At 30.1% G+C, this 20010-nt stretch carries 16 protein-coding genes, 1 rRNA gene and 1 riboswitch; of the genes, 5 read left to right on the top strand and 12 right to left on the bottom strand.

Features of this window, described 5'->3' with window-relative positions; all coding sequences use genetic code 11:
• Window positions 1-210: 210 nt before the first annotated feature.
• From BUB36_RS12805 to purR, 4 genes are all read right to left on the bottom strand, one after another.
• The gene (locus tag BUB36_RS12805) at window positions 211-1161 is read right to left on the bottom strand and encodes a ribose-phosphate diphosphokinase (protein WP_073150889.1); all 951 of its coding nucleotides are present in this window, start codon (window positions 1159-1161) and stop codon (window positions 211-213) included.
• A gap of 29 nt (window positions 1162-1190) precedes the next feature.
• Window positions 1191-2561 carry a bifunctional UDP-N-acetylglucosamine diphosphorylase/glucosamine-1-phosphate N-acetyltransferase GlmU gene (gene glmU / locus BUB36_RS12800; RefSeq protein WP_073150886.1) on the bottom strand — a complete coding sequence of 457 codons (1371 nt, stop codon included), beginning with the start codon at window positions 2559-2561 and terminating at the stop codon, window positions 1191-1193.
• A gap of 273 nt (window positions 2562-2834) precedes the next feature.
• Window positions 2835-3101 (bottom strand): septation regulator SpoVG, encoded by a 267-nt coding sequence (gene spoVG / locus BUB36_RS12795; RefSeq protein ID WP_073150927.1) that lies wholly within the window; start codon window positions 3099-3101, stop codon window positions 2835-2837.
• Between the two features lie 118 nt (window positions 3102-3219).
• Complete coding sequence (purR, locus tag BUB36_RS12790) at window positions 3220-4038, bottom strand: pur operon repressor (RefSeq protein WP_073150884.1); 819 nt, start codon at window positions 4036-4038, stop codon at window positions 3220-3222.
• A 346-nt stretch (window positions 4039-4384) separates the two neighbouring features.
• Between purR and murC the strand changes: the two genes are divergently transcribed.
• Window positions 4385-5770: a UDP-N-acetylmuramate--L-alanine ligase gene (gene murC / locus BUB36_RS12785; RefSeq protein ID WP_073150881.1), complete on the top strand. Its 1386-nt coding sequence runs from the start codon at window positions 4385-4387 to the stop codon at window positions 5768-5770.
• A 215-nt stretch (window positions 5771-5985) separates the two neighbouring features.
• Here the strand turns inward: murC and BUB36_RS12780 are convergent, their stop codons facing one another.
• The 5 genes from BUB36_RS12780 to BUB36_RS12760 form a co-directional block, all read right to left on the bottom strand.
• Window positions 5986-7329, bottom strand: a complete 1344-nt coding sequence (locus BUB36_RS12780; RefSeq protein WP_131821267.1) for a chloride channel protein — start codon at window positions 7327-7329, stop codon at window positions 5986-5988.
• A gap of 8 nt (window positions 7330-7337) precedes the next feature.
• Window positions 7338-8537 carry a hypothetical protein gene (locus BUB36_RS12775; protein WP_073150876.1) on the bottom strand — a complete coding sequence of 400 codons (1200 nt, stop codon included), beginning with the start codon at window positions 8535-8537 and terminating at the stop codon, window positions 7338-7340.
• A 191-nt stretch (window positions 8538-8728) separates the two neighbouring features.
• On the bottom strand, window positions 8729-9691 hold the full coding sequence (locus BUB36_RS12770) for an LCP family protein (RefSeq protein ID WP_073150873.1): 963 nt from the start codon (window positions 9689-9691) through the stop codon (window positions 8729-8731).
• 236 nt (window positions 9692-9927) lie between these two features.
• Window positions 9928-10251 (bottom strand): hypothetical protein, encoded by a 324-nt coding sequence (locus tag BUB36_RS12765; protein ID WP_073150870.1) that lies wholly within the window; start codon window positions 10249-10251, stop codon window positions 9928-9930.
• 385 nt (window positions 10252-10636) lie between these two features.
• Window positions 10637-11842, bottom strand: a complete 1206-nt coding sequence (locus BUB36_RS12760) for an aspartate kinase (RefSeq protein ID WP_073150868.1) — start codon at window positions 11840-11842, stop codon at window positions 10637-10639.
• 170 nt (window positions 11843-12012) lie between these two features.
• Window positions 12013-12201, bottom strand: a riboswitch (Lysine riboswitch).
• A 233-nt stretch (window positions 12202-12434) separates the two neighbouring features.
• Here BUB36_RS12760 and BUB36_RS12755 point away from each other — a divergent pair.
• From BUB36_RS12755 to BUB36_RS12740, 4 genes are all read left to right on the top strand, one after another.
• Window positions 12435-14114 (top strand): Na+/H+ antiporter NhaC family protein, encoded by a 1680-nt coding sequence (locus BUB36_RS12755; protein ID WP_073150865.1) that lies wholly within the window; start codon window positions 12435-12437, stop codon window positions 14112-14114.
• Window positions 14114-14494 (top strand): hypothetical protein, encoded by a 381-nt coding sequence (locus BUB36_RS12750; protein WP_073150862.1) that lies wholly within the window; start codon window positions 14114-14116, stop codon window positions 14492-14494. The genes BUB36_RS12755 and BUB36_RS12750 overlap by 1 nt, the downstream gene beginning before the upstream one ends.
• Window positions 14495-14801: 307 nt before the next feature.
• Complete coding sequence (locus BUB36_RS12745) at window positions 14802-15479, top strand: metal-dependent hydrolase (RefSeq protein WP_073150859.1); 678 nt, start codon at window positions 14802-14804, stop codon at window positions 15477-15479.
• Between the two features lie 288 nt (window positions 15480-15767).
• Complete coding sequence (locus BUB36_RS12740; RefSeq protein WP_073150857.1) at window positions 15768-16625, top strand: DMT family transporter; 858 nt, start codon at window positions 15768-15770, stop codon at window positions 16623-16625.
• Window positions 16626-17057: 432 nt separating this feature from the next.
• Here BUB36_RS12740 and lspA read toward each other — a convergent pair whose 3' ends face one another.
• From lspA to rrf, 3 genes are all read right to left on the bottom strand, one after another.
• Window positions 17058-17510, bottom strand: a complete 453-nt coding sequence (gene lspA / locus BUB36_RS12735) for a signal peptidase II (RefSeq protein WP_073150854.1) — start codon at window positions 17508-17510, stop codon at window positions 17058-17060.
• Window positions 17511-17626: 116 nt separating this feature from the next.
• Window positions 17627-19183 carry a cardiolipin synthase gene (cls, locus tag BUB36_RS12730; protein WP_242655824.1) on the bottom strand — a complete coding sequence of 519 codons (1557 nt, stop codon included), beginning with the start codon at window positions 19181-19183 and terminating at the stop codon, window positions 17627-17629.
• A 551-nt stretch (window positions 19184-19734) separates the two neighbouring features.
• Window positions 19735-19851 (bottom strand): 5S ribosomal RNA (rrf, locus tag BUB36_RS12725).
• Window positions 19852-20010 lie beyond the last annotated feature (159 nt).

Here is a 20010-nt window from a genome sequence, read left to right as displayed (position 1 = left end):
AACTTAAATATATAGAATTTACATAGTAAAACTTAATTTATACATGTACAAATATGCAATGCTTCTGAGCATTTTGGACATGTATAAATTAAAGTCTTTACTTAAATTCTTATAATTTAAACTTAATAAAAAATAAAAAGATGATCCTAAGATCATCTTTAAATGTATTATATATTTTATCCATTTTGCATTTTATAACAATATATTGATTTAATCAAATAATTTACTTACTGATTCATTACCATAAATTCTTTTGATAGCTTCAGCAAAAATTGGAGCTACTGATAATATCTTCATATTTGGTAGTTTCTTTTCTTCAGGAAGCAATATTGTATCTAATACAACTATTTCCTTAATTTTAGAATCCTTTAATCTCTCTATTGCAGGCCCAGATAATACTGGATGTGTACAGCAAGCATATACATCCTTTGCTCCAAATTCTTTTAGTGCCTTTACTCCTTGAGTTATTGTTCCAGCAGTATCTATCATATCATCTATAAGAATGACATTTTTTCCATTTACATCACCTATGAGATTCATTACCTCAGCAACATTTGCCTTTGGTCTTCTTTTATCAATAATTGCCAAAGATGCATCAATGATATCAGCAAATTTTCTTGCTCTAGTTACACTTCCAAGGTCAGGTGATACAACAGCTACGTCCTTTAAATGAAGTTCTTTAAAATACTTTGCAAGTATTGGTACTCCTAATAGATGGTCAACAGGAATATCAAAATATCCTTGTATCTGTGATGCATGAAGGTCCATTGATACAACTCTATCAGCACCAGCTGTAGTTAATAGATTTGCTACTAACTTAGCTGAAATTGGATCCCTAGCCTTTGCTTTTCTATCCTGTCTAGCATATCCATAATATGGAATTACAGCGTTGATTCTTGCAGCAGAAGCTCTCTTTAATGCATCAATTAAAATAAGTAGTTCCATTAAATACCTGTTCACAAGGGGAGCACTTGTTGATTGAATAACATATACATCTGCTCCTCTTACAGACTCATCTATATTAACTGCTATTTCTCCATCACTAAATGAGTCAACTGAAGCATCCCCAAGGGGTAAATCAAGTTCTTTACAAATTTTTAGAGCTAATTCTTTATTGGAATTGCCTGCAAAAACTTTAATCTTTCTCTTTTCAACATTCATAACATTTCCTCCTATGTTCATTATAAAAGCTATTCTTTTACTAAACCTTTTCTCCTAACCCATCCTTCTATGTTACTCTGCTTAATTCTTGCAACTGCTAGAGATTCTTTAGGAACCTGTTTAGTAATGGTAGACCCTGCTGCGACATAAGCATTTTTCTTGACGGTAACTGGAGCAACAAGGTTTACATTGCAGCCAATAAAGGCATTATCCTCCACTATGGTTTTATTCTTATTTTTACCATCATAGTTTACAAATACCACCCCGCATCCAATGTTAACATTCTTGCCAACTTCACCATCTCCAATATATGATAGGTGAGAAGCCTTAGAGTTATCTCCTATACTTGAATTTTTAACCTCAACAAAATCACCAATTTTAACGTTTTTACCTAGTTTACTATTGGGTCTTAAATATGCGTACGGTCCTACCTTAGTGTTTGAATCAATATGGCTTTTTAAAATAGTCGAACTTACTATTTCAACATTATCTTTTATTACAGAATCTTCTATACTTGTATTCGGTCCAATTATGCAATCTTCACCTATTTCAGTATCTCCCATTATAAAGCTGCCTGGATATAATATCGTATCTCTTTTAATTTTTACTTTTTTTCCAATATAGGTATTATTGGGATCTACTATGGTAACTCCTTCATCCATCAATCTTTGCAAAATCCTGTTCCTCATTAACTTTTCTGCATCAGCAAGCTGATTTCGAGAATTGACCCCAATAATTTCAGTATAATCTTCTATTTTAAATGCTCCAACCTTCTTACCTTCACTATTTAAGATTCCAATAACATCGGTCAAATAATACTCGCCCTGACTATTTTTATTGTTAAGCTTAGATAGAGATTTTTTTAGTTCTCTAGCTTTAAAACAATAGATTCCAGAATTAATTTCCCTTATTATTTTTTGTTGTTCATTTGTATCCCTTTCTTCAACTATAGCAACAACTTCACCTAAATCATTCCGTATAATTCTTCCATAACCTGTAGGATCATAAATTTCAGTAGTTAGAACTGATGCTGAAAAATCATTGTCTACATGAAATTTTATAAAGTCTTTTATAGAATCTTCTTTTATAAGTGGGGTATCTCCGTAAAGTACTATTACATTACCTTCTTCTGGTATTTCTTCGTCCACCTGCATAACTGCGTGACCAGTACCTAATCTTTCACTCTGAAGTACAAATTGTACTTTCCTATGACCGATAGATTCTTTTACTTCCTCTGCACCATGGCCTATAACAACAACCTTTTTACTACAATCTACCCCTTCTACTACGTCTAAAACATGTTCAATCATCGAAACTCCTGCTACCTTATGTAATACCTTAGGTATCTTTGATTTCATTCTTGTCCCTGCACCAGCAGCTAAAATAATTGACATTAACATATTTTTAAAAGCACTCCTTATTATAATTATTAAGGAAATTTTATAATCCCCTCTCTATATTATACAAAATCCAATAAATACTTTATATTTTGATTCATTAAATACACCTAAAATACTGTCTATTTAAAAGTCAAAATATAGGTTGATAACTGTATTTTATATATTTAATTATATTAAAATTATTATCAAACTTTCCGCGATATATTATATCACTTTATGCAAAAAAAAACAAAAGCTATGATTAAATTAGCTTTTGTAGCTTTTGTTTTTTTATTACCCAATACTGACTTGAGCTTTTTCATACTCTGCAAGAATAATCTCTTGTAAGTTAGCTCTCGTACTTGAGTTGATTGGATGAGCTATATCCCTGTAATCGCCCTCAGCAACCTTTCTACTTGGCATTGCAATGAATAATCCATTCTGTCCTTCGATTATCTTTATATCATGGACAACGAAAGAATCATCAAAAGTTACTGATACTATAGCCTTCATTTTCCCCTCGTCATTCATTTTGCGAATTCTTACATCTGTAATATTCATCTCATTCCCACCTTTCACGTCAATCATTACTAACATCTATTCTCCATAAAATGATAAACTCCTCTTTATCTATACAAATTTTTAATAAAATTTTATTTTTTTTTGAATAACTACTATTCTATACAAATAAACCCTCATTTGGATAAATATTAATTTCTTCTCTATTACCTCCTCTTTCAAATATCATTAAAGGAAGATATTTATCAATTAGCTTTTCCTTAGGTTCCTTTGTAGAAATCATAACTCCTATACCTATAACGGTTGCATTAAATTCCTTCATAAGATCTGATAAACCTTTAGCAGTTCCTCCACCCTTCATAAAATCATCTATAATAAGTACATTTGATCCCTTTCTTATAGCTCTTTTTGATACATACATAGTTCGAATTTTCCCTGTAGAGCCAGATACATAATTCATGCTCACTGTAGACCCTTCAGTTACCTTATTATCATTTCTAACTATTACTAAAGGTATATTTAGATAATTTGCAGTCATTAATGCTATAGGGATTCCCTTTGTTTCTACAGTTATAACATAATCTATTTTTTTATCCATAAATTTAGTTGCAAAAATTTTTCCCATTTTTCTAACATAAATAGGATTATAGATTATATCCGACATATACAAAAAGCTTCCTGGTATTATTCTACTATTATCCTTGAGAATTTTGCATATCTTACTTAAGGTTTCTCTGGTGCTTTGTAAATTCATATATGGAACATATCTAACACCACCAGAAGCTCCTGCAATCGTTTCGACTCTGCCAAGCTTTAAATCCTTCATAAGCTTTTTTACAATAACCAAGTCTTCGCTTATTGTAGACTTTGCAGAATCAAATAAGTTTGTAAAATAGTTAAGTGTATATATTTTATTGGGATTATCGCATAAAATTTTTATTAATGCCCCTACCCTTTCATTTCTTTTAAGCTTACTCACTATTTCCTCTCCTATTCGAATATTTTTTTTGTTATATATAATTTTATTCGTTTTTTTAAATTTATTCAATAGATATTGTACAATTTCCCAAAATTCTCTATATAGTTTCCTCTACTGAAAAAATTATGATATAATTTCTTTTGTTCAAAAAAATTCATGTTTTTTTATAAATAAAATTTAAAAAACTAATAAATTATAGTAAAATAATTTCATGGCTATAATACATATAATAGTAACAATATGTTAATATATACATTTTTTATTCTTTCTACAAATATTCAAGTAAAAAGTACTTAATATCCTTAAGTTTATAATTGCTATTATATATTATCAAGGAGAGTGTATAATGTTAGATTTTTTTAATAAGAAAAAAGGAAATAAAGTTCACCTAATTGGAATTGGTGGAATTGGAATGAGTGCATTGGCAGAAATACTTTTAGATAAGGGATTTATCGTTTCAGGCTCTGATATAAAGTCTTCTCATATAACAAAAAAATTAGAAGAAAAGGGTATAAAAATCTATGTTGGGCATAGTGAAGACAATGTTGTAGATACTGATATAGTTGTATATACTTCTGCTGTAGCTAATGATAATCCAGAAATAGTTAAAGCTAAAAGCCTTGATATCCCTGTTTTAGATAGAGCACAAATGTTAGGTAATCTTATGAGTGAATATAAAACAAGTATAGCAGTATCAGGAATGCATGGCAAAACAACAACAACCTCAATGATATCCTTAATATTTGAACATGCTCAGCTTAATCCGACCATTTTAGTTGGAGGAGAGCTTACAGAAATAGGAGGAAATGTAAAAATAGGTAGCAATGACTTTCTCATTACAGAAGCTTGTGAATATAAAGATAATTTTTTAAAATTTCATCCTAATGTAGGAGTAATTTTAAATATTGATGAAGATCATTTAGATTATTTCAAGGATTTTGAACACATTGTCTCAACTTTTTCAAAATTTATAAAACTACTGCCTAAAAAAGGGTATGTTATAGTAAATAATGATGACTATAATATTCGAAAATTGCTTCCACATGCACAGTGCAATATTGTTACATTCGGAATAAATATAGATAGTGATTTTCAAGCAAAAAATATAACTTTTAACGAATCAGGATATCCTTCCTTCGATGTAGTTCATAAGGGTAAAGCATTAGAACGTTTCACCTTAAGTATTCCAGGAAAGCACAATATTTATAATGCCCTTGCCTCTATAGCTACAGCTTACACTCTAGAAGCACCTTTAGATAAGATTAAGGAAAAACTAAGTTGTTTCAAAGGCACCCATAGACGCTTTGATATTTTAGGGGAACTAAATAATATTAAGATCATTGATGATTATGCTCATCACCCAACTGAAATTAAAGCAACTTTAGATGCTGCTAAAAAGTTTCCCCACAATAAAATCTGGTGCATATTTCAACCCCATACCTATAGTAGAACAAAATCCTTGCTATTAGATTTTGCTAAGTCTTTTAAAGATGCTGATAGAATTCTTATAACAGATATTTATGCCGCTAGAGAAAAGGATACTGGTGAAATCCATTCTAAAAATTTAGTCGAGCTGATTGAACAGGAAGGTCATAATGTAGCTTATATCAGCTCATTTCAAGAAATAGTCCGATATTTAAAGGAACATGCAGTTCCTGGTGACATAGTATTAACTATGGGGGCTGGAAACATATATAAAGTTGGAGAAATGTTATTGGACAAATGCGTCTGACGACGCATTTTAGTTGCAAGTTACATGTTCCAAGTTGCAAGTACTAGGGTCTTTCTAGTAGGTTTTAAAAGAAAACAATTTGCACCAATATTTCACTGGTAATAGTTTTAATTTTTCTTCTGGTACTCTATTTTATTTGTTTTAGCTATGAAATTTTTTGCAAAATTGTTTGAGTTTATAGACTAATAAAAGCATCTAAGGACGCTTTTATTAGTCTATGCTTCTTTATCATATATATCTTCTATAGTTACATTATAAATTGTTCTTTGGGCTATTAACTGAGTAGTAACGCTGCTAACTGCACATGATAACAATATTGGAAGAATGATTGTATAGTTGTCAGTTAGCTCTAACAATATAATTGTTGCAGTTATAGGTGCATTAGCAAAGGCTGAAAACATCGTCCCCATTCCAACTAAAGAGTATGTATTTATATTAAATATTGCAAAGGGAATAAGGTTATTTAAAATAATCCCAAATATCCCCCCAAATGCAGCCCCTATATATATACCTGGCACAAAAACTCCTCCCACACCACCAGAACCTATAGTTAATGCTGTCGCAAATATTTTTCCTAAAAACAATAATATAAGAAGCCTTAGTCCAAAGTTTCCTTCGACAATCTTATTTATAGTTCCATATTCTATATCAAATATTTGAGGTAAAAAATACCCTATAATTGCTACTCCAAAGGCCCCTATAATGGGATAAAATACTGAGCTTACTTTTATTTTTCTTATATTTTCTTTAACATAATCTATTGATTTCATATAAAAAACTCCCACTATGCCAAGTAAAATACCTAAGATAATATAAAAAATCAATTCTTTATAATTAACTAAACCAAAATGCCCTTTTATCTCTAAAAAAGCTGTATCACCTATTAGTATTCTAGTGATTATTACAGATGTTATAGAAGATATCACAATTGGAGCAAAGTATTCTAAACATTCCTTATTCATCAATATCTCCAATACAAATAGAGATGCCGCAATAGGTGCATTAAATACTCCTGCAATACTTCCAGCAACTCCACATCCAATTAATATTCTCAACTTCCTTTTAGTAAAATTAAATTTATATCCTATTACTGAGCCAATTGCACCACCTAAATGTATTATAGGTCCTTGTCGTCCAGCTGATAATCCAGAGCCAAGAGTAATTATTGTTTGTGTTATTTTTATAAATACAAGCCTGGGCTTCATCAAAAATTTATTTATATGCTTTAGTTCCTGAAATACCCTTGCTACTCCAAACCCTTCATCTTTTTTATCTAAAAACAATTTATTAATGATCCCTATTATAGAGCCTCCTATAATAGGTGTAAAAAACAATCTCAATTTAACGAATGTATTAAATTTTAAAAATGAGCTTTCAAAAAATATATAACGAAAAATATCTACTAATTTATTAAAGGCTATTGCTGTTGCCCCTGTAATAATACCAATAAATAAAGCTAAAAGCATCATTACTAAATTTTCATATCTTCTTTCATCACCTATAATTTTATTGAGTTTTGAAAAATAATTATACATTTCTCCATCTTCCTTTTCCTTCATAATCCAATTCACGGCACCATTAAAGAGCTTCTAATATTTTCCCCAATATTTTTAGAATAGTATAGACTTTCTCCATAGACAATATAATTATTATATATTAAAACCTCCTTTGATTGCCCATCTACATAGAACTTTAGAACAAATTTTAAATCTTCATTAAAAACTATTTGATTGGATTTTCCCACTCTCTTTAAATTTGACCTTAATATTTGTCTTGGAAGCTCAATATTATAATATGTATGGTTTTCTAAATCATATATTCCCTGTAAATCCTTTACCACAACCTTTTCAGATTTCATAAGGAACTTAAGCTCATTTTCCTTTGCAGTATTCTCTTGGGGAAGCTTATCTACTATAAAATCCCAAAGTTCTTTATCGTATTTACAATACAAGTAAAATATTGGTGTATTAATAATCATAAATTCCTCATTTATAAAATGAAATTTTTGTTCATAATTATTTCTTTTAATAGTTATGTCGTAGCTTGGATATCTTGTTGGAATTCCTACAAGGTTTTCTTGATCTCCTATTTCTATAATCTTAAATTTTGAAATTAGGTTCTTGATTTCTTTTCTTCTTGCAACATATACAGCATTTTCATCCTTAGCATTTATATATATTTCTTGGGGTAGTGGATAAAGAATCACCTCAAGCAATCTATTTAAATAAATATCTTCTAAAATCTCCATGAAATCTTGAAATTCTTTTTTATCTACTTTGTATATATTCTTTATACCTTCTTTACCTTGAAGTATATTGACTATTATATATCCAGACTCATAATACAATCCAATAACAATATTTTTACTTTTCAAATTTATTTCATAATCATATGAATGGAAATCAAAATTTTCTTTTGTAAATTTATCTTTACTATATTCTGACTTTTGTAAAGCCTTAAAGCATGCCACAACTATATCCTTATCTTTATCTTCTAAATCAAGGGCCTGAGACAATTGAATATTCTTTTTTACACTTACCTTTTCTATGTTTTGAAAAATTTCATTAATAGAAAGCTGTGATTCTCTGTCTTCTTTAGGTTTTGACATAGATAACTTTTTAATATTATTAAGATTCTCTGAGTCAGACGTTAAAACAGTTTTTTTGGTGGTTCTATCAATAACAATTTTGTACGTTATTATTGAACTGATAATTGATAGTCCTATGAGAAATATAGTAAATGATATAAATCTCTTTTTCTTAAACATTCTTCATCTAACCTTTCTCTTACCTATCTTATTTGGAGAAATTGTATAATAGCTTTATAGGTATTCCAGTACAAGGGTTATCTTATACACATCAAAAACCCTTAAAAACACCATTTATTTAAATAATATTCTACAATATCTATATAAAACCTTCATTCAAATAAAAAAAGCAGCTTCATCAGCCACTTTATTTAATCTTCTTCAGACCCCTTCTTATATATTTCTATCATAAGCTTTTCTGTTTGTGCTGGATCATAAAAATAATAGCTTATTCCCTTAGGTTTACCAGGCAATGTATATGTGCTAATATTATCCATAGACATTCCAATAGCATTTTTTGCATAGTATACAATATCATCTAGTTCCATGCTTGTTTTAACAAATTGAAATGCTGTTCTTGCAACTACAGGCAATTTAAAACTCAACGCCTTTTTGGCTGCCGCAGTTATAAATTGTCTTTGACGCTTTATTCTGCCTATATCACCATCAGAATGACTTTTGTCATTGTTTTGTCTAAATCTTAGGAACTGGATTGCTTGCTTTCCATTTAACACTCTAGTCCCTTTTTTAAGGTGAATATGGAGTGGTGGCTTGTGATATGGATCATCATAGTTCATATCAAAGGGAATAGTAACCTTCACCCCACCAAGAGAATCAACTATATTTTCTACTCCTTTATAGGACATTGTTACATAATGATGAACTGGAACCTTTAAAATATTAGCCACAGCCTGCATAACACCTTGAGGGCCTCCACCACTAGATTTTTTATGTCCATATATAGCATTTATCTTTTTCTGGTCAGCAGCATCATATCCCTTTATTTTATAATAGGTATCTCTAGGTATAGAAATCAAATCTACATTTTTACTCTTTGGGTCAAAGCTAGCTAATATCAATGTATCAGTTCTAGTCCCCTCCAAACCCATGAGCAATACATTTATCCTATCACTTTTTTCTACCAGCTTCTGAAGCTCTGTTTTTTCTGCTTTCTTTGTTTCTTCATCCTTTGGGACACTGGGTATAGGGTCAGGCTCTGGATTAACTTGATTTTCTAATTTATGTGGCATTTTAAATATTGCCAATACCACACCTGCAAATAGAAGAGTAAAACAAATAAAAGCAATTGTAAATATCTTTAAAAAAGATTTCATAAACGCACAACTCACCTTTCATGATATAAATCACTATATTAGTATAATATGCTATGGATGTTTTCATTTTATAATAAACCTAAATGATATGAACTTTCTTAGCTTTAATCAAGATAACGTTAAGTATTTTAAGGCAATATAACAAATATTATTTTATCACATAATCTAGTTATTTTAATAGTTAAATTTTCATTACAAAAATTAATAAAAGCTAAATTTATTGTTAACCCTTTACCTTAATGCATCATTGCTTCTATGGTAAATCCAATAATTATCATTACTATTCCCATTAAAGCAGGAGCAATTCCTTCTCCCCCTCGTGTGGGATCATCAAAATCTTCTTTATTCTTCCTAACAAAATATTCCTTCCTCATTTTAGGTGTTCCAATCAGTAATACTGCTGAAATAGCACTTGTTATTAATCCTGCTCCAAGAACAAAAATATAAGCTCCCTTAAGTAAATGCCATCCTTTAAACATGGAAAATAAGACACCTACAATTCCAAAGCCTACTGAATAAACTAACCCTTTAATTAAATACTTAAATATAGATCTAATCATAATAATAATTACTCCTTTCTCTAGAAGCTATATATTTTTTCTATTCAGTAACATCTATTTATATTTAAAACCCAAATTATTCATGAAAAATTTTAAGATGTCTCTAAGTAATACATAGAGAATTTGATGAATATTCTAAAAACAACAGGATCGATTATAATTTAAAATTTTATATAAATAATTTGAGTTAAATATTCCTAACTTAAATTGTACCGTTATTTTTACAAAAAAGAAAGAGGGCTATCACATGTAATAGCTCTCTTTCATATATATCCATATGGGGGTATGAATATCAAATTAATTTACCTAAAAATTAATACTTTTCAGTAGTCTGCCAGTTGCTGTTCTATTCTAGCTAAATCATTTAAGCTATCTTCCATTATATCTATAAGTTGAATTCTTTAGCTACAGCAACTACCGCTTTTTCTTTATCATGGGTGTTTATAGTATAAGATATTCTTATTTCAGAGGTTGTTACTTGTTTAAATTCTATTTCATTATCTGCAAATATCTTGAACATTTTGGCAGCAACCCCTGATTGGCTTTTCATACCTATTCCAACAACTGATAACTTCGTTATATCTTTTTGAACATCAATTTCTATTCCTTCAATATTATTTTTAATACTTTCCATTACCTTATCAATTATAAATCTATCATTTTTAGGTGCAGTAAAGGAAATATTTATATGCCCATGGGATGGTGCTGTTTGGCTAATCATATCTATATTAATATCATTTGAAGCTAACTTTTCAAATATAGAAGATATATTTCTCACTTCATAGGGAACATGATTAATGGTTATCATCATATCTTCATCACTAACAGATAAACCAGTTATGACTTTACTTTCCATAGACTCATCAAACTCCTTTATATAAGTTCCAGGCCATTCTTCACTGCTCAAGGCCACATATATTGGAACATTAAATCTTTGTGCTATTTCTATTGATCTGGTTTCCATAACCCCTGACCCTAAACTTGCCATTTCCACCATCTCTTCATAGGAAATATAATCAAGTTTTTTCGCAGTAGGAAAAAGTCTTGGGTCAACTGTATAGATACCATCTACATCAGTATAAATCTCACAAACTGCACCTAGCTTAGCAGCTAAAGCTACAGCAGTTGTATCTGAACCCCCTCTACCTAAGGTTGTTATATTTCCTTCTTCATCTACTCCTTGAAATCCTGCTACAACTACGATTTTTCCATCATTAATATATCCTTCTACATTTTTTATCTCTATATCAGTTATTCTAGCCTTTGTATGAAATCCTTTAGTAAGTATACCTGCTTGCGGTCCCGTAAGGGATATTGAATCATAGCCTAATTCCTTTAAAGCAATTGACAATAATGCTATTGATACCTGTTCTCCACTAGACATAAGCATATCAAGTTCTCTTCTATCAGGATTTGAAGATATTTCACTAGCCATTCCAAGAAGAATATCTGTTGTCTTTCCCATTGCTGAAACAACAACTACAACATCATCTCCATTTTCCTTGCTTTTTGCTACCCTCCTAGCCACATTCTTTATTTTTTCTATTGTACCTACTGAGGTCCCACCATACTTCTGAACTACTATTGCCATATATTCCACCTGCCTGTACTTTTCTAGAAACCAGAATATGTTAATATGTATCATTTATAAATATTCAATTTAATGCTTTAGTATTCTCTAGAAATAATCTCAAATAAAAAAACAGCCAAGAGCAAAAGGTAGCTATGACTGTTAAGAATCATATAAACACCTCTCACCCCGCGTAAATTAGCTCACCTTAGGAAGATTGGGCAATCAACCTTAGACAGTACCATACTTATTCAGTATAGTCCCAGCACATTACCTTAGGGAAAAGTAATACACTTCGGCAGTTACACCTTTCCATTAACCTGCGACTTCCCTCTATCTAAGTTAATGTACTAATTATAACTGCATCCTCTTAATTTACACTTAAAGGATTATTTATTCATTTCCTTGCATTTTATCACAATTATTACACTATGTCAATATTTTTTGTTGCAATTTTCCTATGATACTTAAGATTAAATACTTTGTAGCAGTATTTATCTTATAAATATTAATTATTTAAATAGTTTAATAATTCTGATATTTTATGATATAATAATATATCATATAGGAAAATTTTCCTATATGATGAAAAAATCTTATAAGGAGGATTGTCATGAATCGAAGGCCCCTTGTAACTGTAGTAATTTTATGTGTTTTACTTATGATTGCTACACCTGTCTTTGCTGATGGTGGAGAGAAAAGTGTAAACTTTGGTATTTGGTCTCTTCTACCACCACTAATCGCAATAATTCTTGCTTTTATTTCTAAACAAGTTATTCTGTCATTATTAGTTGGTATTTTTGTCGGTGCTACAATGATTAACGGTAATATTTTTTATGGATTTTTAAGAACCCTTGACGAGTATATAGTGGGTTCCGTTGCGGACAGCTGGAATGCTGGAATTTTAATCTTTACTCTAACCATAGGCGGTATGGTAGGAGTGATTTCCAAAATGGGCGGTACTCACGCAATAGCTGAAGCCCTTGCTAAAAAAGCTAAAAATGCTAAAAGTGCACAATTAGTTACTTGGCTTATGGGTATTGTGGTATTCTTTGACGACTATGCCAATACACTTATCGTTGGTCCTACTATGCGACCATTGACTGACAAAATGAAAATATCTAGAGAAAAGCTCTCTTATATAGTAGACTCAACCGCTGCACCCGTTGCAGGCATGGCACTTATTTCCACTTGGGTAGGCTATGAATTAGGTCTCATAAAGGATGCCTTTGATGCTTTAGGTATGAATGTTAATGTATATGGAATATTTCTTAGATCGATCCCTTATAGATTTTATGATTTATTTGCTCTATTCATGGTTTTTCTAATTGCAGTTATGATGAGAGATTTTGGTCCAATGTATAAAGCCGAAAAGCGTGCTAGATTGAAAGGTAAATTACTTGCAGATGGTGCTACTCCAATGGCTTCTACTGAAGTGGATACTGCTTCATTAAAAGAAGGAATTAAGCTTAAGGTGTCCAATGCTTTAGTTCCTATACTTACTCTAGTAGTAATAGGTTTTATAGGTTTATGGTATTCAGGTGGCGGTGTAGAACAGCCCTTTACCTTTGAAGGAATAAGAACAGCCTTCGGTGATGCAGATGCCTCTGTAGCACTTATATGGGCATCAGTTATTGCAAGTGCTATTGCAATCATTATGTCCATAAGCCAAAGAATTTTAACTCTTGGGGAAGCCTTTGAAGCTTGGGTTGATGGTGCTAAATCCCTTGTTATTACCGCTATTATATTAACGCTTGCTTGGTCTTTAGGCACTGTTACAGAAGGCGTTGGAACAGCTAATTACTTAGTACAGATTGTAACAGATACTTTACCAATTGCAATGCTTCCATTCTTAGTATTTATAATTTCATGTATAGTTGCCTTCGCAACAGGTACTTCATGGGGCACAATGGCTATTATGATGCCACTGGCCATACCTTTAGCCCACGCTTTTACTGGAGGCACTGTAAATGGAATTCTTTTAAGCACACTAGGAGCTGTTCTTACGGGTTCTATTTTCGGTGATCATTGTTCACCAATATCTGATACAACTATAATGTCATCCATGGCATCGGCGGCTGACCATATCGATCATGTCAAAACTCAACTTCCTTATGCTATAACTACTGCTGCTGTAGCCATCATATTAGGTTATATACCAGCTGGTTTAGGGGTAAACCCATTTATATCAATAATTTTGGGAGGTTTTGCTTTAATAGCTATAGTCAGATTCATTGGTAAGAGTACAGATACCGAAGAGTTAAAAAAACTTGAGGAAGGAACTAATCATTAATGATAACAGGCTATAAATTAAGAAAGGAATTAAAGTGGCTAAATATTACTTTTATAGTTTTTGCAGTTTTAATAATTTTATTGAAGGGTATTAGTAATCTTAATATCCTTCTTTTCTCCATAATTCTATTTATAATAGGCTCATTTAGAGAATATATATATGTTGAGCCAAGTGGAATAGTTTTTAAATCGTATTTATTGTTCTTCATTCCTTTACTAACACAATGTCCCTTCCATGAAGCTACTAATATATCCTTTGAAAATTTAGATAATGGCTTTACAGTTATAAAATACCTAAAGGGTAATAAACTGAAGAGAATACTCATAGAGGATAAGGATGTAAAGCAAGTCAAGGAATGGATAAAAAAGCAAACAAAATGAGGAGCTAAAGGTTCCTCATTTTTAAGTGAAATTTTTCATGGAGAAATAAGTTAAAATATATTATAATTAAAGAAATTGCATAACTAATAATAAATTAACTTGTTGTGCTAGTTTCCTATCACGAGAGTTTTAATATTTCCTTTTTGCTCATGTAATAAACCTGTTTTTTTATATTATTTTGAATGTGAAAACAGGTTTATTAAAATCACTCAAATGAAATATTAAAACTCTCTAAGACATCTTAAAATAGGAAGTTAAATTAACTAGCACAAGGAGTTAAATTAATTATATAAGGGAGGGATTGATTTTGAAGCTTAAATACATAGGCCATTCTGCTTTCTATATTGAAAGTGGAAGCTTTAAGGCCCTTATTGATCCTTTTGTTTCTGGAAATCCTAAGGCAAAGGTTACTGCAGATAGTTTTACCGATATCTCACATATCTTTGTCACCCATGGTCATGGCGATCATTTAGGTGATACTATTAATATAGCAAAGAAAAATAATTCTACAGTTATAACAAATTTTGAAATTTCATTGTATCTCGGAGATAATGATATAGCTACCCATGCAATGCATATAGGAGGACGAACTAAGTTTGATTTCGGAATCGTTAAAATGACTCCTGCACTTCATGGTTCAGGAATACAAACTCCTTCTGGAGTCCTAGATGGGGGAAATCCTTGTGGATTTATTATAAATATTGATGGAAAAACAATATACCATGCTGGCGATACTGGGCTTACTATGGATATGAAATTGCTTGAAGTAGAAAATATTGATTTAGCTATTTTACCAATTGGTGGTAACTTTACTATGGATGTTGATGATGCTGTAAGGGCTGTAGAATTTATCAAACCTAAAAAGGTTATTCCTATTCATTATGATACTTTCCCTATAATTAAAGCTTCACCTAAAGAATTTAGGGATAAGGTTAACAATTGTGAAGTAATTATTTTAAAAGCTAATGAAGAATATATTCTTTAAAGAACCGATTTTTTCGGTTCTTTTTTATTAAACTAGCTTATTTTAAACTTATATATAGGATTTACATAGTAAAACTTAATTTATACATGTACAAATACGCAACGTTTCTGGGCGTTTTGGACATGTATAAATTAAAGTCTTTACTTAAATCCCTATATTAATTAACTTAATTATCTTTAATTTTTCTTAATAAATGTTTATATTTACTTTTGATGATATATAATCAATATTATGAATAATTTTATATAATAATAACAGTTAGTATATCTACAAAATGAGGTGTTTTATATGAATCAGGAAACCAAGGGCATAATATGCCTACTTTTATCTTCTTTCTTTTTTGCAGTAATGGGAGCTGCTGTAAAATCCACACCAACTATTCCCATTGCACAAAAAATATTTTTTAGAAACCTCGTAGGTGTAATAATTACAGGTATTATTTTAATAAGAGACAAAGAAAATCTTATAGGTTCTAATATAAGGCTTTTAACTTTAAGATCAATATTTGGATTATTAGGAGTAGCTGCAAATTTTTATGCTATATCGAAATTACCATTATCTGATGCTGCTTTATTAAATAGGATGTCTCCCTTCTTTGTTATATTACTATCTTTAGTCTTTTTAAAAGAACATGTAGTTAAATATCAAATTTATTCAATGTTAATCGCTTTATTGGGAGCCAGTTTTATAATAAAGCCACAATTTGATTATACTATTATACCTGCTTTAATAGGTCTATTGTCAGCCTCATTTGCTGCTGCAGGTTATACCTGTGTAAGGCAGCTTAGAATTTATTCATCACCTTATAAAATCGTGTTTTTCTTTTGTATGTTTTCATGCTTGACTGCCATTCCTTTTATGTTGATAGGCGATTTTAATTATCCCAATAGCAAAGAATTTGCTTTACTTCTTTTAATTGGTCTATCTGCAACAGCAGCTCAAATATTTATGACCACTGGCTATAAATTTGCGCCAGCATCTAGACTAGCTATTTATGGATATGCTAATATTTTATTTTCAGCTGTTTTAGGAATAATTATTTGGGGTGAATTCCCTGATTTATTAAGTGTAACAGGCGGAATTATGATTATATTAGGAGGCTTAATCAACTATATTGCTATAAATAATAGAACTAAATTACAATGATTAAGAAAAAATAAAGATAATAGAAGAAAATCGTCTGATGACATATTTTAGTTGCAAGTTACAAGTTCCAAGTTTTAATGTCATTATTTTAGGTCTAAAAAAATTAATTCCTGCTTCTAAAATTTTACTACTGATAGTTTGCATTTAATTTCTATTGCTTGAATTTACTTAAATTCAAGCATATATTTTCCTGCAAAAAAAAGTTTGAGTTTCTTAGCAATAAAATGAAATTATTTTGTGGATAAATGTTGCAATAAGCATATTTCATCCACATTATTTTAAGTAAATATCCTCATTCGTGGATAAAATGAAAGGAAAGATTTTATTAGAACTAATAATCCTTCCTTTTACATAAATTAATTCAAGTTCTTCTGAATTATTATAACTTTAAGGTCATGTATGGAATCATAAATTTGTGAACATTAAACATTCCTATATTTCTACATTCTTAAAAATCACAGCATATGCAAATAATATTGAGCCAACTACTATAAACACATCCGCCACGTTAAAAACTGCAAAGTTGATTAATGTAAAGTCAAAAAAATCTATTACATAACTTAATCTTATTCTATCTATGAGATTACCAATAGCACCACCTATAATAAAAGCTAAAGGTAATTTTAATAATAGAAGATTGCTATTTTTTAATATTTTTGCTAAATAAAATATTAAAAAAATCACTACTAATAGCGTTACTATAATTAAAAAACCCTGTTTATTTCTCAAAATACTAAAAGCTGCTCCAGTATTTTTCCTAAAGGTTAAATGAAAAATATCTTTAATCAGGGGATATGTATCTATTGGTTTCAAATGAATATTAGCTAAATACTTAGTCCATTGATCTAAAATAATTATTGATATTATTATTATAAAATATAACATATATTCTCCTCCAAATCATTTAAATACATCTTTTATTCTAGCACACTTTATTTCTTATGCCTACTAGAAATATAACATCCTTAAAGTAGATTATCCTATTAGCCAAGTAGCTTTCTCTAAAGCAATGGTGAAAATAATCTTCCTAGTGCTTCTCTAAATCTAATATACATACCTCTGTTTAAATGCTCTTCTAGTATTATTTCCTTACTATCTTTAATATCCATTACAAAATCATGTTCTAGCCTTTTTACTACCTCATTATCATAAATAAAAGCATTAACTTCAAAATTAATACTAAAGCTACGTATATCAAGATTTGCTGTACCAATAGAAGCACTGATTCCATCCACCAATAATAATTTACTATGGATAAATCCCTTTTCATAAGTATATACTTTAACTCCAGCCAATAACAGTTCTTCAATATGAGACTTCGATGCCCAATATACTAAATAGTGATCAGGCTTACTAGGTATAATTATCCTAACATCTATTCCACTTAAAGCAGCTGTTTTAAGGGCCATCAATATACTTTCATCGGGTACTAAGTATGGGGTAGTAATCCATATTCTTTTTTCTGCTGTTGAAATCATAGTAAAATAAGCCTGTAAAATAGACTCCCAATCTGAATCTGGACCACTAGATGTTATTTGAATTATTTGCTCTCCACAATGTTTTAATTTAGGATAATATTTTTCATCTATAATTAGCTGATTGGATACAAAATACCAATCCTTTAAAAAAATATTTTGAAGACTATATATAGCTTCACCTTCAATTTTGATATGTGTATCTCTCCAAAAACCTAGGGTAGGATTCTTGCCAAGATATTCGTCTCCAATATTTATACCACCAATATAGCCAACTTTTCCATCTATAACGATTATCTTTCTATGATTTCTGTAATTTAACTGTCTACTTAGAACTGGAAACATGACTGGATAGAAAGGATAAACTTTTACTCCTGCTTCTTTTAATGAATTTATATATTTTCTCCCAAGCTTCCAACAACCGACACTATCATATATAAGCCTCACTTCAATTCCTGACTTTACTTTTTCTATTAATATATCTTTTATTTTATTACCTATATTATCATTTCTTATTATAAAATACTGCATATGTATATGATGTTTTGCTTTTTTTAATTCATCTATTATTGAGCAGTAAGTACTTTCTCCATTAGTCAATACTTCTGTATTATTGTTAACTGTAAATGGTGATTGTGAATTCTTGAGGAGTAGCTTTATCAGTCTGCTTTTTACCATACTTTCATCATTGCCAAACAAACCTATTTCATCTAAAATTTTCTCTTGAGTATATGCTATTTGAGAAAGAAGTTGAAAGTCTATATCTTTCTTTTTTTCAAATCTCTTTTTCTTCCTAACATTTTGACCAAATAATATATAAAAAACAAATCCAACAACAGGTACTAAAAACAATACTAAAAGCCATGCAATAGTTTTTGATGGATTGTTATTTTCTAAAAAAATGACCATCCCAATAAAAAATGCATAAACCGTAAATATGATTCCTAAAAGGGTAGTAATTTTCTGCAACACTTCATCATATGTAATATTAGCCGTAACCTCAAAAACCGATAAACTTAAAAATATAAAAATAATTGTAAAAAAAACAGAAAATGCTATAATTCTTTTGGAAGGCATTTTCATACTATCACCACCATGTTTTATAGATACCCAATATTAAAGCTTAAATACACTTTTAAATATATATAAACTAAAATATTTACTTAAATCCCTATTATAAATCCTTTAGAATTGTAAAAAAACAAATCATTATTTAATTGGTATTTATATATTAAATATATATAATATTATAAAACATTCATACTAAGAATACTCTTGGAAGTTTTGATAAATTCCTTTTTATTTTCTATATTTTCTATATACTAGAAAAAAGCATTCTTTCTAATAGAATGCTTTTAATAGCTTTTATATATAAAGTAAAATTCAAAATTACATATAGTAGTCTATTAAATTATCTTTCTCAATTCACTGCGAATTTCACCTTTGACAAAAGTCGCTTTGCGATACGACAGCTTGAGACTAAGATTGAGAATCTTTTAATCTGACCCTAATGGGTCTTTTTATCTCTTGAAATATGACCTTAAGTCTCTTAATCTTAACAAAATCCGATCTTATTGTTTTTATCAACAATTTTAAACACCCTAATATTAATTAGGGTGTTTAAAAATTTCTTTAACTGGCAACGACCTACTCTCCCAAGCGGTTACCCACCAAGTACCATCGGCGCTGAAGGGCTTAACTTCTGTGTTCGATATGGGAACAGGTGTATCCCCTTCGCCATAGTCACCAGATATATTTGCACCTTCGGCGCAATTTTAAGTCTTTTTAGTAAACCTTTGAGGGTCTGTTATATGTTCTAATGTTGTATGTTGTAATGAGGTCTTTCTATAAAGCTTTTTCTTTAAAGATTGATCCTAAAACATTTTAACCTTCAACATTCTAACATATCT

Source organism: Paramaledivibacter caminithermalis DSM 15212 (assembly GCF_900142245.1).
GTDB lineage: Bacteria > Bacillota > Clostridia > Peptostreptococcales > Caminicellaceae > Paramaledivibacter > Paramaledivibacter caminithermalis.
Note: the sequence above shows the minus strand (reverse complement) of the source record. Positions and strands in the feature narration are given on the sequence as shown.

Coding starts and splice junctions, on each gene's coding strand:
- BUB36_RS12805 (WP_073150889.1), bottom strand. CDS start 1,161: ATGAATGTTGAAAAGAGAAAGATTAAAGTTTTTGCAGGCAATTCCAAT.
- glmU (WP_073150886.1), bottom strand. CDS start 2,561: ATGTTAATGTCAATTATTTTAGCTGCTGGTGCAGGGACAAGAATGAAA.
- spoVG (WP_073150927.1), bottom strand. CDS start 3,101: ATGAATATTACAGATGTAAGAATTCGCAAAATGAATGACGAGGGGAAA.
- murC (WP_073150881.1), top strand. CDS start 4,385: ATGTTAGATTTTTTTAATAAGAAAAAAGGAAATAAAGTTCACCTAATT.
- BUB36_RS12780 (WP_131821267.1), bottom strand. CDS start 7,329: ATGAAGGAAAAGGAAGATGGAGAAATGTATAATTATTTTTCAAAACTC.
- BUB36_RS12775 (WP_073150876.1), bottom strand. CDS start 8,537: ATGTTTAAGAAAAAGAGATTTATATCATTTACTATATTTCTCATAGGA.
- BUB36_RS12770 (WP_073150873.1), bottom strand. CDS start 9,691: ATGAAATCTTTTTTAAAGATATTTACAATTGCTTTTATTTGTTTTACT.
- BUB36_RS12765 (WP_073150870.1), bottom strand. CDS start 10,251: ATGATTAGATCTATATTTAAGTATTTAATTAAAGGGTTAGTTTATTCA.
- BUB36_RS12760 (WP_073150868.1), bottom strand. CDS start 11,842: ATGGCAATAGTAGTTCAGAAGTATGGTGGGACCTCAGTAGGTACAATA.
- BUB36_RS12755 (WP_073150865.1), top strand. CDS start 12,435: ATGAATCGAAGGCCCCTTGTAACTGTAGTAATTTTATGTGTTTTACTT.
- BUB36_RS12750 (WP_073150862.1), top strand. CDS start 14,114: ATGATAACAGGCTATAAATTAAGAAAGGAATTAAAGTGGCTAAATATT.
- BUB36_RS12740 (WP_073150857.1), top strand. CDS start 15,768: ATGAATCAGGAAACCAAGGGCATAATATGCCTACTTTTATCTTCTTTC.
- lspA (WP_073150854.1), bottom strand. CDS start 17,510: ATGTTATATTTTATAATAATAATATCAATAATTATTTTAGATCAATGG.
- cls (WP_242655824.1), bottom strand. CDS start 19,183: ATGAAAATGCCTTCCAAAAGAATTATAGCATTTTCTGTTTTTTTTACA.